Origin of the sequence: Amycolatopsis sp. NPDC051372 (assembly GCF_040682095.1) — a bacterium.
Lineage (GTDB): Bacteria > Actinomycetota > Actinomycetes > Mycobacteriales > Pseudonocardiaceae > Amycolatopsis.
In genome coordinates this window covers 1-14,650 of sequence record NZ_JBFBAF010000001.1, presented here as the reverse complement: position 1 = coordinate 14,650, position 14,650 = coordinate 1, and the positions used below count along the sequence as shown (strand labels likewise).

Annotated in this window: 11 protein-coding genes; 7 read left to right on the top strand and 4 right to left on the bottom strand. The window is 68.4% G+C overall.

The genetic code is table 11. The annotated features are described in order from the left end of the window. Nucleotides 1–7 precede the first annotated feature (7 nt). From yidC to rpmH, 4 genes are read right to left on the bottom strand one after another with little or no spacing between them, the layout of a single operon-like run. Complete coding sequence (gene yidC / locus AB0M56_RS00055; RefSeq protein ID WP_364169042.1) at nt 8–1,201, bottom strand: membrane protein insertase YidC; 1,194 nt, start codon at nt 1,199–1,201, stop codon at nt 8–10. Between the two features lie 4 nt (nt 1,202–1,205). Further along, nucleotides 1,206–1,538 (bottom strand): membrane protein insertion efficiency factor YidD, encoded by a 333-nt coding sequence (gene yidD / locus AB0M56_RS00050; RefSeq protein ID WP_364053925.1) that lies wholly within the window; start codon nt 1,536–1,538, stop codon nt 1,206–1,208. 5 nt (nt 1,539–1,543) lie between these two features. Next, the gene (rnpA, locus tag AB0M56_RS00045; RefSeq protein WP_285971342.1) at nt 1,544–1,975 is read right to left on the bottom strand and encodes a ribonuclease P protein component; all 432 of its coding nucleotides are present in this window, start codon (nt 1,973–1,975) and stop codon (nt 1,544–1,546) included. 21 nt (nt 1,976–1,996) lie between these two features. Continuing rightward, complete coding sequence (rpmH, locus tag AB0M56_RS00040; protein WP_285971341.1) at nt 1,997–2,140, bottom strand: 50S ribosomal protein L34; 144 nt, start codon at nt 2,138–2,140, stop codon at nt 1,997–1,999. A gap of 599 nt (nt 2,141–2,739) precedes the next feature. Here rpmH and dnaA point away from each other — a divergent pair. From dnaA to gyrA, 7 genes are all read left to right on the top strand, one after another. Next, entirely contained in the window at nt 2,740–4,458 is a 1,719-nt protein-coding gene (gene dnaA / locus AB0M56_RS00035; RefSeq protein WP_364169039.1) for a chromosomal replication initiator protein DnaA, read from the top strand. Between the two features lie 1,052 nt (nt 4,459–5,510). Then, nucleotides 5,511–6,644 (top strand): DNA polymerase III subunit beta, encoded by a 1,134-nt coding sequence (gene dnaN / locus AB0M56_RS00030; protein WP_220245406.1) that lies wholly within the window; start codon nt 5,511–5,513, stop codon nt 6,642–6,644. Nucleotides 6,645–6,691: 47 nt separating this feature from the next. Continuing rightward, on the top strand, nt 6,692–7,582 hold the full coding sequence (gene gnd / locus AB0M56_RS00025; RefSeq protein ID WP_364169035.1) for a phosphogluconate dehydrogenase (NAD(+)-dependent, decarboxylating): 891 nt from the start codon (nt 6,692–6,694) through the stop codon (nt 7,580–7,582). 13 nt (nt 7,583–7,595) lie between these two features. After that, nucleotides 7,596–8,750 (top strand): DNA replication/repair protein RecF, encoded by a 1,155-nt coding sequence (gene recF / locus AB0M56_RS00020; RefSeq protein ID WP_364169032.1) that lies wholly within the window; start codon nt 7,596–7,598, stop codon nt 8,748–8,750. A gap of 208 nt (nt 8,751–8,958) precedes the next feature. Continuing rightward, the gene (locus AB0M56_RS00015) at nt 8,959–9,492 is read left to right on the top strand and encodes a DciA family protein (protein WP_364169029.1); all 534 of its coding nucleotides are present in this window, start codon (nt 8,959–8,961) and stop codon (nt 9,490–9,492) included. Between the two features lie 197 nt (nt 9,493–9,689). Then, nucleotides 9,690–11,657 carry a DNA topoisomerase (ATP-hydrolyzing) subunit B gene (gene gyrB / locus AB0M56_RS00010; RefSeq protein ID WP_364169026.1) on the top strand — a complete coding sequence of 656 codons (1,968 nt, stop codon included), beginning with the start codon at nt 9,690–9,692 and terminating at the stop codon, nt 11,655–11,657. Nucleotides 11,658–11,705: 48 nt separating this feature from the next. Next, nucleotides 11,706–14,327, top strand: coding sequence for a DNA gyrase subunit A (gene gyrA / locus AB0M56_RS00005; protein WP_364169023.1), 2,622 nt, complete (start codon nt 11,706–11,708; stop codon nt 14,325–14,327). Nucleotides 14,328–14,650: the final 323 nt, after the last annotated feature.

Sequence of the window (14,650 nt, the reverse complement as noted above, 5' to 3'; positions counted from 1 at the left end):
GGACGCGTCAGCGACGCTTCCGGCCCGACTTCCTGGTCGAGTCCTTGAGGAGCCCCGGAACCCCGGTTCCGTTCTCCTTGTTCGATCCGTTCTGGGCCGGCTGCTGCGCCGGCTTCGACGGGGTCGCGTTGGTGTCCGGCTCGGACGGCGTGGACTGCGCGGCAGCCTCGGACGAGGCGTTCTTCTTGCTCTCCACGCCACCCGAGGAAGACGGGGACTTCGTCTGCGCGAAACCGTGCGCCGAACCCGCCTTGGTCACCTTGCCCTGCTGGCCACCGTTGCCGGACGGGTTGTTCTTCTTCTGCTGCACAGGCTTCTGCCCGACCTTCGGAGCCGTCGGCTTCTGCCCGGGCTTCGGTCCGAGCGACGCTCGCTTCTCCGCGGCCTCCGCCTTGCGCGCGGCCTCTTCCTTGTCGATGCGCGTGTACACGAGCCGCTGCTGCATCAGCGTCCAGCCGTTGTTCGCCAGCCAGTAGAAGAGCAGGCCGAGCGGGAACAGGGCACCGAACACGAGCACGCCGAGCGGGAAGATGTACATCGTCAGCTTGTTCATGATCGCGGTCTGCGAGGTGGCCGACGCGGCGTTCTGCCGGGCCACGGAGTGCCGCGCGGTGAGGTGCGTGGCGATGGACGCGATGATCATCAGGGGCAGCGCGACCGGGAGCACGTTCCAGTGGAACCCAGGAGCCGCGACACTGCCGCTGACCACCCCGACGCCGTTGTAGACCGCTTCACCCAGGTTGACGCCGAAGAGCTTCGCCGTGACGTACGACTGGACATCGTGCTGGTTGAAGAAGTAGTTCTCCGTCTTCACGCCACCGCCGGGCGGCAGGATCGTGAACGCGCGCAGCACGTGGTTCAGACCGATGAACACCGGGATCTGAAGAATCATCGGCAGACAGCTGCCCAGCGGGTTGACGCCGTGCTCGCGCTGGAGCTTCTGCATCTCCTGCGCCTGGCGCTGCTTGTCGTTCGCGTACTTCTTCTGGAGCTTCTTCATCTCCGGCGCGAAGTCTTGCATCTTCTTCATCGACCGGACCTGGTTCACGAACGGCTTGAACATGATGCCGCGGACCGTGAACGTCAGGAAGATGATCGCGAGGATCCAGGAAATCGCCGATGCTTCCCCGAACGCGAACCCGAATACCTTGTGCCAACACCACAAGATGAAGGACACGGGGTAGTAGATGAAATCGAGCACTGAGCTACTCCTCGATCGGTGTTTCAGGCAGGTGGTGGCGCCACGAGAACTTCTCGGGTACCGGATCGCGGCCCGGCGGTGTCCACGGGCCGCACCGCCCCAGCCGGCGCAGCGCGAGGTAGGAGCCGCGGCCGGCACCGTGCCGGGTCAGGGCTTCGACTGCGTACGCGCTGCAGCTCGGGTAGAAGCGGCAGGCCGGCGGCAGGAAAGGCGAGATCGCCTTGCGATAGAACTTGATGGGGAGGAGCAGCACCCACGCGACCGGCCCGGGGCGGCGCGGGGCCGTCTCCCCGGTGACTTCGGTGCCGCCGTGGGTGTGCTCGGGAGTGGCTTGCATAGCCGTTACACCGCTGATCCGTGGTCGGGGGCCGCGTCCTGCTGACGCGGTTGCCGGGGAGCACCTTCCCCGGCGGTGCGGCGGGACGAGGTGAGTCCGAGCCGGCGCAACGCCGCGTCGAGATCGGCGCCGAGCTCCGCGCTCGAAGCGGACGCCGCCGGAGGTAATGCCCGTACGACCAACGAGCTGCCCGGGGGCAGTGTTCCGAGCCGGGCCGAAACGAGATGACGCAGTTGCCGGGTCACTCGGTGGCGCACCACCGAGTTCCCGACGGCCTTGCTCACCACAAAACCCGCCCTGGCCGCATCGGGTGCGGCCGCGGACGGGTCCGTGGTCAACGCGTGGACGACGAGGCGACGCCTGCCTGCCCGGGAGCCCCGGCGGAGAACGACCCGGAAGTCTTCACTCCGCCGTAGACGTGCGGCTGCGGGCAGCACGGCGCGCCTCGACGAGCCGGATCAGGCGGACAGCGCGGCGCGGCCCTTGCGACGACGAGCCCCCAAGATGGCCCGGCCGGCACGGGTCCGCATGCGGAGGCGGAAACCGTGGGTCCGCGCGCGTCGGCGGTTGTTCGGCTGGAAGGTGCGCTTACCCTTGCTCACTGCTACTCCTGTGTCTCGGCCGTCGGGCGACGGATTTTCGGCCGTCTACCGGCATGTCGTGCGGTCGCACGGCAGTCTCTGGTGTCTCCTACCAACGTGTGGCCTCGTCACGACGAGCGACGACATACGTGGGCACGCGAAACGCACCCGTCGCTTACGGGAGACCTTACGAGGGTACGCACCCCGGTCGGGAGCCGTGTAGGCACCCCCTCCGCCACGCTCGGCGACCGGGCCGTGACCTCGCCTTCGCCCACGCCGGGGCACCGAATGGCAACACGCCGTACACCGTGAAATGCTTGCGCGCAATGATGCCTTGTGGCAGCGGGCGAGGCTTGTTAGCGTGCCTCTTCCGGGTCGCCCGGTCTCGAGGCGCGCGGCGGTATCGCCACCGGGGTGTGGAGGCGCCCACGGCGAACGCCGAGCCCGCAGGTGGCGTGGCTGCGGGCAGCCGTACATTAGTGCACAGCTGTGGACAACTATGTGGATATTCGCTGTGCCCACGCGCAGGTCGGTCCAAGATGACGTCCAGGGGAGAGTTTCGCGGGCGTGCTTGGGGTGATTCCGCCGTTCACGCCGACGAGGGGAGGGGAGCCAGACAGGTGTCCGAGCACCAGCACAATCTGGGCGTCATCTGGGAGCAGGTGGTACGGGAGCTGTCCGACGGCACCCTCTCGCCGCAGCAACGAGCCTGGATGCGGGTGACGAGGCCCATCGGCCTGCTCGATGGCACCGCCCTGCTGGCTGCCCCCAGTGACTTCGCGAAGGAAGCGATCGAACGCGCGCTGCGGGGCGCGATCACCGACGCCCTCTCCCGCCGGCTCGGCCGCGCCGTGTCGCTCGCCGTGAAGGTCGACAGCGCCGAGGCCATCGCGCCCGCGCCGCGCTACGTGCCCTCACCACCTCGGGTGGAAAACGGGCACCCCGACAACGGCCGTGTCGACAACGGGCACCTGGAACCCGGTCACCTCGACCCCACGCACGTGGAGAACGGCCGGCCCGACAACGGGCGTCTTGAGAACGGCCGCCTCGACAACGGTTCCGTCGCGCAGCAGCGTCCGCCGATCGACGGCGCCTCCATGGCCGCCGCGCGCGCCGCCCGGCCCGAGCCGCCGCGCCAGCGCCCGGTGCCGCAGCCGGCCCCGCTCGAGGAGTCCGACGACCCGAACGAAGAAGTGGACGAGGAAGGCGAAGCGCTCGCCGCCGTCCACGAGATCTGGCCGACGTTCTCCGGCCAGCCGATCGCCGGGCAGCCCTACACCGCGCCCGCGCAGCCGCAGACGTCGAAGACGAAGCTCAACGAGAAGTACACCTTCGACACGTTCGTGATCGGCGCGTCCAACCGGTTCGCCCACGCGGCCGCGGTGGCCGTGGCCGAGGCGCCGGCCCGCGCGTACAACCCGCTGTTCATCTGGGGTGAGTCCGGGCTCGGCAAGACGCACCTGCTGCACGCCGTGGGCCACTACGCGCAACGGCTGTTCCCCGGCATGCGCGTGCGCTACGTCTCGACCGAAGAGTTCACCAACGACTTCATCAACTCGCTGCGAGACGACCGCAAGGTCGCCTTCCAGCGGCGCTACCGCGACATCGACATCCTGCTCGTCGACGACATCCAGTTCCTGGAAGGCAAAGAAGGTACGCAGGAAGAGTTCTTCCACACCTTCAACACCCTCCACAACGCGAACAAGCAGATCGTCGTCAGCTCCGACCGCCCACCCAAGCGCCTCGAGACGCTGGAGGACCGGCTGCGGACGCGGTTCGAGTGGGGCCTGATCACCGACATCCAGCCGCCCGAGCTCGAAACCCGCATCGCCATCCTGCGCAAGAAGGCCGCGCAGGACCGGCTGGCGGTGCCGGGCGAAGTACTGGAGTTCATCGCGTCGCGCGTGGAGGCGAACATCCGCGAGCTCGAGGGCGCGCTGATCCGCGTGACCGCGTTCGCGTCGCTCAACCAGCAGGCCGTGGACGTCGGGCTCGCCGAGATCGTGCTGCGCGACCTGATCCCCGACTCACACGCACCGGAGATCACCGCGCCGACGATCATGGGCGTCACCGCGGAGTTCTTCGACGTCACGCTCGACGACCTCTGCGGGCCCGGCAAGACGAAGGCACTCGCCACGGCGCGCCAGATCGCGATGTACCTGTGCCGCGAGCTCACCGACATGTCGCTGCCGAAGATCGGGCAGACGTTCGGCGGCCGCGACCACACGACCGTGATGCACGCGGACAAGAAGATCCGCAAGGAGATGGCCGAGCGCCGGCGCATCTACGACCAGGTGCAGGAGCTCACGTCGCGGATCAAGCAGCGGGCTCGGCAGTAGCTTCGGAGCTTCAAGGAGGGCGTCGCCTACGGGCGGCGCCCTCCTTTTCCATGGGCGGCGTGAGGACGTAACTCACGACGGCGCTCAGCGAGGCCCGCGGTCCGGCACTGAGGCCCGCTGTCCGTCCACAGAGACTCGTCCACCCCGCACCCCGCACGCTCGACCGAGACCCCCGCGAGCCCCGGTTTCCCCTACCACACAACACCTTCCACAACGCCCCGGGTCCAACGTGGACGAAGCACCCGTGCACAGGCGAAGCAGCGAAGCAAGCGGCGTGTGCCGTCGCCCACGTACGCACGCGTACGCAACCATCCCCAAACCCATTGATACACAAGGAGTTTTCCCCACCCTGTGCGCAGTCTGTGCACAACTCCAGCAGATCCCCCAGCTGCGGTGACGCCGAATCGGTCCACATCCCGCCCACACGGAATCCACAGACTTTCCACAGGGCTGTCCACGGGGATTCCACAGGTTGCCCACACGTGATCCACAACGGGAGCCCGTCACTCTCCAGGGCGATTCGGGCCGGTTTCCACACCCACAGAACCTGGGTACAACTCCCCTCACACCTGGGGACAACCATGGGGACAACCGGCCCGAGATGTGGATGGATCGCGGCCGGGACGAAACCATCCACGGATCGCCCGAACCATCCACCGATCCACCACCAGGACTCTCCACACCCCGCCGCGCCCTCCGACCTGGGCGAACGAGCTCTGTCCACACAACCCACAGCCCCTATTACTGCTACTGCTCTTAGATCTTTTGAAAGAAAGAACAAAACAAAAACAGGCGATGGACGAAGTTGGGGACAAGCCGTCGAGCCTGTCTCCTTGTCGACAAAGTCAAGGGGAGGCCGAGGTGACGGGACCCCCGGCGACGGCCTAACGTGGATGCCTGCACCTGGTCCGTTCCTGTGCGCCGATCCCGGCACGCCGAAACGGGCCGGCCCGGTGGGGACTCGGTCGCGGCGTACTCGGCGCAGTACTCGTGAACCGCCAGCCGCCGACCCTTCACGAGCCGAGGGGCTCGGCTGTCGAAAGGATGCGCGCATGAAGATCCGCGTGGAGCGCGACGGGCTTGCCGACGCCGTCGCCTGGGTGGCCAGGAGCCTCCCGTCCCGGCCTCCGGTGCCGGTGCTGGGCGGTGTGCTGCTCGACGCGGGTGCGGACGGGGAGTCCGACGCGCTCACGGTGTCCGGGTTCGACTACGAGGTCTCCGCCACGGTGGGCGTCCCCGCGACGATCGCCGACGGTGGCCGCCTCTTGGTCTCCGGCCGCCTCCTCGCCGACATCACCAAGGCACTGCCCGCGCAGCCGGTGGAGATCTCCGTCGACGGCGCCCGCGCCACCATCACGTGCGGCAGCGCGCGCTTCTCCCTGCCGACCATGCCCGTCGAGGACTACCCGCAGCTGCCGTCCCAGCCCGCCTTCGCGGGTGAGCTCACCGGCGACACGTTCGGCCAGGCCGTGACCCAGGTCGTCACCGCCGCAGGCAAGGACGACACGCTCCCGATGCTCACCGGCATGCGGCTGGAGATCTCGGGCGAGACCCTCACGCTCGTGGCCACCGACCGCTTCCGCCTCGCCATGCGCGAGTTCACGTGGAAGCCGGCCGAGGGCCTGGCCGACGCCGCGGTGCTCGTGCCCGCGCGCACGCTCGCCGAAGCCGCGAAGACGCTCGGCGGCGCCGGCAGCACCGTGCGCCTCGCGCTCGCCAGCGGCGAAGGTCTGCTCGGCCTCTCGGGCAACGGCCGCTACACCACCACCCGCCTGCTCGACGCGGAGTTCCCGCCCTACCGGCAGCTGCTGCCGGCGACCCACACGTCTCGTGCCGTGATCGAGGTGTCGGCGCTCGCCGAGTCGATCAAGCGCGTTTCCCTGGTCGCCGAGCGGGGTACGCAGGTGCGGTTGGAGTTCGCCGACGGGTCGCTGCGGCTGTCCGCCGGCGGCGACGACGAGGGCAGCGCCGAGGAAGAGCTGCAGGTCGACTACGAGGGGGAACCGGTCACCATCGCCTTCAACCCCGGCTACCTCGTCGACGGGCTCGGCGCGCTGCACAGCGACCGCGCGGAACTCACCTTCACCACCCCCAACCGGCCGGCGCTCATCAAGCCCGCCGACGCCGAGGGCAACGTCGTCCCCGGTTATCTCTACCTGCTGATGCCGGTCCGGCTCCCGGGCTGACCGGCGCGTCACAACCGCGGATTTTCGTTCCTACCTAAGGGGATCTCATGGTTCAGCTCGGTCTCGTGGGCCTGGGCAAGATGGGCTTCAACATGCGCGAGCGGCTGCGCGCCGCCGGGCACGAGGTCGTGGGCTACGACCGCAACCCGGCCGTCACCGACTCCGAGTCGCTCGCCGATCTGGTGTCCAAACTGGACGCACCGCGCATCGTCTGGATCATGGTCCCCGCCGGCGAGCCGACGCGGCAGACCGTGGTGGAGCTCAGCCAGTCGCTGTCCGAGGGCGACCTCGTGATCGACGGCGGGAACTCGAAGTTCACCGACGACAAGCTGAACGCGGATCTGCTGGCGGCCAAGGGCATCGGCTACCTCGACTGCGGTGTCTCCGGTGGCGTGTGGGGCAAGGACAACGGCTACGGCCTCATGGTCGGCGGCGCCGGCTCCGACGTCGCCCGTGCGATGCCGATCTTCGACACGCTGCGTCCGGAAGGCCCGCGTGAAGAAGGCTTCTCGCACGCCGGCGAGGTCGGCGCCGGCCACTACGCGAAGATGATCCACAACGGCATCGAGTACGGCATCATGCAGGCCTACGCCGAGGGCTTCGAGCTGCTCGAGGCCGCGCACGTCGTGAAGAACGTGCCCGAGGTGATCAAGGGCTGGCAGCGCGGCACGGTCGTGCGCTCCTGGCTGCTCGACCTGCTGGTGCGCGCGCTGGAGGAGGACCCGGAGCTCGACGACCTCGAGGGTTACGTCGAAGACTCGGGCGAGGGCCGGTGGACGCTGGAGGAGGCCGTGAACAACGCGGTGCCGGCGCCGGTGCTCTCGGCCGCGCTGTTCGCCCGGTTCTCCTCGCGGCAGAAGGACTCCGCCGCGATGCGCGCCGTCGCCGCGCTGCGCAACCAGTTCGGTGGCCACGCTGTGAAGAAGGCCGGGAGCTAGCCTCCCTCCGCTCGTGTATCTGCGACATCTCCAGGTCACCGACTTCCGGTCCTGGCCGCAAGCCGACCTCGCCCTCGAACCGGGCCCGGCCGTGCTCGTCGGTCAGAACGGCCGGGGGAAGACGAACCTGCTCGAAGCGATCGGCTACGTCGCGACCCTGAGTTCCCACCGGGTCGCGACGGACGCCCCGCTGATCCGGCACGGGTGCGAGCGCGCGCTCGTGCGCGTCGCCGTGGTCAACGACGACCGCGAGCTCACCGTCGAGCTCGAGATCACGGCGGGACGAGCCAACCGCGCTCGTGTGAACCGAGGCGCGGTCGGCAAACCGCGTGACGTGCTCGGGATCCTGCGCACGGTGCTGTTCTCCCCGGAGGACCTGGCGCTCGTACGCGGGGATCCGAGCGAGCGCCGCCGGTTCATGGACGAGCTGCTGGTGCTGCGCGCACCTCGGTACGCGGGCGTGCGCGCGGACTACGAGAAGGTGCTCAAGCAGCGCAACGCCCTGCTCAAGACCGCGGGCAAGCGCCGCACCGGCAAGGAGGACCCGTACGCGCTCTCGACGCTCGACGTCTGGGACGACCACCTGTCGGTGGCCGGCGCCCAGCTGCTGGCTGCGCGGCTGAACCTCATCGCCGACCTCGGGCCGTACACGGCGGAGGCCTACCTGGGCGTCGCGCCGGATTCGCGGCCGGCGTCGATCGCGTATAAGTCGTCGCTCGGCGAAGCGCTGCCACCGGGCTACGGCGTGGCCGGCGGCGAGCGGGCGGACACGGAAGTGCTGCGCGAGCTGCTGCTCAAGGCGCTGGCCGACGTCCGGCGCAACGAGCTGGAGCGCGGCATCAGCCTCGTCGGCCCGCACCGCGACGAGCTGGAGCTGATTCTGGGCGAGGCACCGGCGAAGGGGTACGCGAGCCACGGCGAGTCGTGGTCGTTCGCGCTGGCCCTGCGGCTCGGCAGCTACGAGCTCCTGCGTGGCGAAGCGGGCGAACCGGTGCTGCTGCTGGATGATGTGTTTGCCGAGCTCGACCGCAAACGGCGGGCGCGGCTCGCGGAGGTCGCCGCGGGTGCCGAGCAGGTGCTCATCACGGCGGCGGTGGACGAGGACGTGCCGTCGGAGCTGGCCGGGAGCCGGTTCGTGGTGGCGGATGGCGAGGTCAATCGTGCCTGAGTCCTCGGCCCCAAGATCAAGTCGGCCACGGCGGGTGACCGCGGTCACAGAAGTTACCCACCGATCTGGGGACAAACCTGTGGACAGTGTGGATAAACCCGTGAACCGGTTATCGCCGCGCGTGACGAAACGGCCTGATGAGGGCCTTGACACGCCCCAAACGGGCAATCACCCACGTGGGACGCGTGATTCCGGTACCGAGCGTGATGTGTCCGCTGGGCCGAACGGGAAGCCCTCCGGACGGGACTTGGCGCACGCCGCGCTCGAGGCCGCGAAGGCCAAGGCGAAGGAACGCGGTGCTCCGCCGAACCTGCGCCGCGGCCGGATCACGGGCGGCGGGGGCCAGAACCTGCGCCGTCGTCGCTGGTCGGGGCCCGGAGCCGACGCGCGCGACCCGCAGCCGCTCGGCCGGCTCGTCTCGCGGCTGGTCTCCGACAGCGGCTGGCAGGACACGATGACCAACGCGCGCGTGTTCGGGCAGTGGGCCCGGCTCGTGGGCGAGGACGTCGCCGAACACGCTCAGCCGGTGAGCCTCAAGGATGGCGAGCTGACCGTTCGCGCGAGCTCCACGGCGTGGGCCACGCAGCTGCGGCTGCTGCAGAGCAAGCTCATCGCGAAGATCGCCGCGGGTGTCGGCAACGGCGTCGTGAAGCGCATGCGGATCCAGGGTCCGACGGCGCCGAGCTGGCGGAAAGGACCACGGGTCGTGCCGGGTCGCGGGCCTCGTGACACGTACGGCTGACTCCGGTTGCGCGTCGGCGGGTGAGTTCCCCGAGAACCGCTTGACAACCCGCGAGCTACGACCTGACTCGCCTTCGAGCGATTTCGCGGCTCTGTGACGCAGTGAGGGGTGTCCTTGCCGCATGTCAGCACGCGCGGGCAAGTACACTGGAGGAGTAGCGAGCGTCCGCTCGGGCGAGACGAGGAGAAACAACGCCGGTGACCGAGAACAAGAGCGAGTACAACGCGTCGTCCATCACCGTGCTCGAAGGCCTCGAAGCGGTCCGCAAGCGCCCCGGTATGTACATCGGTTCCACCGGTGAGCGCGGTCTCCACCACCTGGTCCAGGAGGTCGTGGACAACTCCGTGGACGAGGCGATGGCCGGCTTCGCCACCAAGGTCGAGGTTACTCTCCTCGCCGACGGCGGGGTACGAGTCGTCGACGACGGACGCGGCATCCCCGTGGACATGCACCCCAAGGAGAAGAAGCCGACCCTCGAGGTCGTGCTCACCATCCTGCACGCGGGCGGCAAGTTCGACAGCGACTCCTACGCGGTGTCCGGCGGCCTGCACGGCGTCGGCGTCTCGGTGGTGAACGCGCTGTCGACGAAGCTGCTCGCGGAGATCAAGGTCGGCGGCCGCAGCTGGCGTCAGCTCTACACGGACCAGGTCGCCGGCCCGCTGGAGGACCTCGGCCCCGCCGAGGACACCGGCACCACGATCACCTTCTGGGCCGACTCGAACATCTTCGAGACCACCACGTACAACTTCGAGACGATCTCGCGTCGCCTGCAGGAGATGGCCTTCCTCAACAAGGGCCTCACCCTGTCGCTGCGCGACGAGCGCGTGGCCGACGAGGAGACCGAAGCGGACGCGGAGGGCAAGCAGGCCCGCGTCAAGGAGAAGGTCTACTGCTACCCCGGCGGGCTCGAGGACTTCGTCCGTCACATCAACGGCAGCAAGGACCCGATCCACGAGAGCGTGATCTCCTTCGACGCGAAGGGCGTCGGCCTCGAGGTCGAGGTCGCGATGCAGTGGAACAACGGGTTCACGCCGTCGGTGTACACGTTCGCGAACACGATCAACACCCACGAGGGCGGCACTCACGAAGAGGGCTTCCGCGCGGCGCTCACGCGCGTGGTCAACGCGTACGCGCGCGAGAAGAAGCTGCTCAAGGAGAAGGACGCGAACCTCACTGGCGATGACGTGCGCGAGGGTCTCGCCGCGATCGTCTCGATCAAGCTGTCCGAGCCGCAGTTCGAGGGTCAGACGAAGACGAAGCTGGGCAACAGCGAAGCGAAGACGTTCGTGCAGCAGCAGTCGAACGAGTGGCTGGGCGACTGGTTCGAGCGCAACCCCAACGAGGCGAAGACGATCATCAACAAGTCGATCTCCTCGGCGCAGGCGCGCATGGCCGCCCGCAAGGCGCGGGACCTGGTGCGCCGCAAGGGCGCGTTGGAGATCGGCGGCCTGCCGGGCAAGCTCAAGGACTGCCGCTCCAACGACCCGGGCGAGTGTGAGCTCTACATCGTGGAGGGTGACTCGGCCGGCGGCTCGGCCAAGGAAGGCCGCGACTCGATGTACCAGGCGATCTTGCCCATCCGGGGCAAGATCATCAATGTGGAGAAGGCGCGCATCGACCGCGTGCTCAAGAACACCGAGGTCCAGTCGCTGATCACGGCGCTGGGCACCGGCATCCACGACGACTTCGACCTCTCGAAGCTGCGCTACCACAAGATCGTGCTGATGGCCGACGCCGACGTCGACGGCCAGCACATCACCACGCTGCTGCTCACCCTGCTGTTCCGCTTCATGAGCCCGCTGATCGAGCACGGCCACGTGTTCCTTTCGCGGCCGCCGCTGTACAAGATCAAGTGGCCGCGGCAGGACCCGGAGTACGCGTACTCCGACAAGGAGCGCGACGCCGTGATCCAGGCGGGTGTCGAGGCCGGCCGCCGGCTGCCGAAGGACGACGCGATCCAGCGCTACAAGGGTCTCGGCGAGATGAACGCCGAAGAGCTGTGGGAGACCACGATGGACCCGGCCAACCGCCTGCTGGGCCAGGTCACCCTCGACGACGCCGCGCAGGCCGACGACCTGTTCTCCGTTCTCATGGGCGAGGACGTGGAGGCCCGGCGCTCGTTCATCACGCGTAACGCCAAGGACGTGCGCTTCCTGGACGTGTAGTCGTCCGCCTTCCCCCGACTGCCCTGACCTTTCCCCGAGAAGGAACCCATGACGGAAACCTTGCCGCCGGAACACGACCGCATCGAGCCGGTCGACATCCAGCAGGAGATGCAGCGTTCCTACATCGACTACGCCATGAGCGTGATCGTGGCGCGGGCGCTGCCGGATGTGCGCGACGGTCTCAAGCCGGTGCACCGGCGCGTGCTCTACTCGATGTTCGACTCCGGTTTCCGGCCGGACCGCGGGTACAACAAGTGCTCCCGCGTCGTCGGCGACGTCATGGGCAACTACCACCCGCACGGTGACTCGGCGATCTACGACGCCCTCGTGCGCCTGGCCCAGCCGTGGTCGATGCGCTATCCGCTCATCGACGGGCAGGGCAACTTCGGTTCGCCGGGCAACGACCCCGCCGCCGCCATGCGGTACACGGAGTCGCGCCTCGCGCCGCTGGCGATGCAGATGCTGGCGGACATCGAAGAGGACACCGTCGACTTCCGCGACAACTACGACGGCCGCACGCAAGAGCCCAACGTGCTGCCGGCGCGGTTCCCGAACCTGCTGGTCAACGGCAGTTCCGGCATCGCGGTCGGCATGGCGACCAACATCCCGCCGCACAACCTACGCGAGGTTGCGGACGGCGTCGTGTGGGCGCTGGAGAACTACGAGGCGTCCGACGACGAGCTGCTGGCCGCGCTGCTCACGCGCATCAAGGGCCCGGACTTCCCGACCAAGGCGATGATCCTCGGCACCTCCGGGATCGAGGACGCGTACCGCACGGGCCGCGGTTCCGTGCGCATGCGTGCGGTCGTCGAGGTGGAGGAGGACGCGAAGGGGCGCACCACGCTCGTCGTGTCCGAGCTGCCGTACCAGGTGAACCCGGACAACCTCGTCGAGAACATCGCGCACCTGGTGCGCGACGGCAAGCTCACGGGCATCGCCGACATCGCCGACGAGTCCAACAGCCGCTCCGGCATGCGGATCGTGGTCACGCTCAAGCGCGACGCCGTGGCGAAGGTGGTGCTGAACAACCTGTTCAAGCACACCCAGCTGCAGCAGAACTTCGGCGTGAACATGCTGGCGATCGTCGACGACGTGCCGCGCACCCTGCGGCTCGACCAAATGATCCGGCACTACGTGAAGCACCAGGTCGAGGTCATCGTCCGGCGGACCAAGTTCCGCCTGCAGAAGGCCGAGGAGCGCGCGCACATCTTGCGCGGTCTGGTCAAGGCGCTGGATCTGCTCGACGAGGTCATCGCTCTGATCCGCCGTTCGCCCTCGGCCGACGAGGCGCGGCCGGCGCTGATGGAACTGCTGGACGTCGACGAGATCCAGGCCACGGCTATCCTCGACATGCAGCTGCGCCGGCTGGCCGCTCTGGAGCGGCAGCGCATCATCGACACGTTGGCCGACATCGAGCTGGAGATCGCGGACCTCAAGGACATCCTCGAGAAGCCGGAGCGCCAGCGTTCGATCATCCGCGACGAGCTCATGGAGATCGTCGACAAGTACGGCGACGACCGGCGCACGAAGATCATCCCGTTCGACGGCGAGGTGTCGGTCGAGGACCTCATCGCGGTCGAGGACGTGGTGGTCACCATCACGCGCACCGGCTACGCGAAGCGCACGAAGACCGACCTGTACCGCTCACAGAAGCGCGGCGGCAAGGGCGTGCAGGGCGCCACGCTGAAGCAGGACGACATCGTGCAGCACTTCTTCGTGTGCTCCACGCACGACTGGATCCTGTTCTTCACGAACAAGGGCCGCGTCTACCGAACCAAGGCGTACGACCTGCCCGAGGCCAACCGCAACGCGCGCGGCCAGCACGTGGCCAACCTGATGGCGTTCCAGCCCGACGAGCAGATCGCCCAGGTCATCGAGATCCCGAACTACGAGGTGGCGCCGTACCTGGTGTTGGCCACGCAGAAGGGGCTCGTGAAGAAGACCAAGCTCACCGACTTCGACTCCAACCGCGCGGGCGGCCTCATCGCCGTCAACCTGCGGGAAGGCGACGAGCTGGTGGGCGCCGTGCTGGCGGCGGCGGAGGACGACCTGCTGCTCGTGTCGGCCGGCGGCCAGTCGATCCGCTTCCACGCGACCGACGAGGCGCTGCGCCCGATGGGCCGCGCGACGTCCGGCGTGCTCGGCATGCGGTTCAACGACGGCGACGAACTGCTCGGCATCAGCGTGGTCAAGCCCGACAAGTTCCTGCTGGTCGCGACCGACGGCGCGTACGCCAAGCGCACGCCGATCGAGGACTACCCGGTGCAGGGCCGCGGCGGGAAGGGTGTGCTGACCATCCAGCACGACACGAAACGTGGGAGGCTGGTGGGAGCACTCATCGTCGACGAGGACGACGAGCTGTTCGCCATCACCTCGAGCGGCGGGGTCATCCGCACGCCGGCGCGCGACGTGCGCAAGGCCGGTCGCCAGACCAAGGGCGTGCGGCTGATGAATCTGGCGGACGGCACAACTCTTCTCGCGGTCGCACGCAACGCGGACGAGGGTTCGGACGTCGCCAATGGTGGCGAGGACACCGCGGAGACCACGGACGCTTCGGATACTTCGGAAGCTTCGGTGGACGAGGCTGTGGAGACCCCCGCCGTCGACGGCGAGGTGACCACCGCGCCCGAGGAAAGCACGGAAGAAGACGGCACGGCGCCGGAGCAGTGAGCGGCGCCCCACGCACGGGTAAGGACTGACTCTTCGTGACACCATCCGAGAAGGCAGACGGCACGTCGTCGAGCCCACCCTGGCAGCGCACCGCCAAGGACGGCGGCGGCGATTCGGAGGCGACGGTCTCGACCGGGATCGCCACCGAAGATGTGGTCTACTCGGATCATGAGCAGGACGGACCGCGCGTGAGCGAGAGCGACTACCCCGCGGTGAGCGGCACGGCCGCGCCGGTGCGCACGGCCCCGACGCCGAGGGCTGGTTCCGCACCGGCGACGTCGGCTACCTCGACCTCGACGGCGACCTGCACCTGGTCGACCGCG

What these genes read in the sequence shown, in the direction of transcription:
- yidD (WP_364053925.1), bottom strand. Translation starts at nt 1,538, where the DNA reads ATGCAAGCCACTCCCGAGCACACCCACGGCGGCACCGAAGTCACCGGG.
- dnaN (WP_220245406.1), top strand. Translation starts at nt 5,511, where the DNA reads ATGAAGATCCGCGTGGAGCGCGACGGGCTTGCCGACGCCGTCGCCTGG.
- gnd (WP_364169035.1), top strand. Translation starts at nt 6,692, where the DNA reads ATGGTTCAGCTCGGTCTCGTGGGCCTGGGCAAGATGGGCTTCAACATG.
- gyrA (WP_364169023.1), top strand. Translation starts at nt 11,706, where the DNA reads ATGACGGAAACCTTGCCGCCGGAACACGACCGCATCGAGCCGGTCGAC.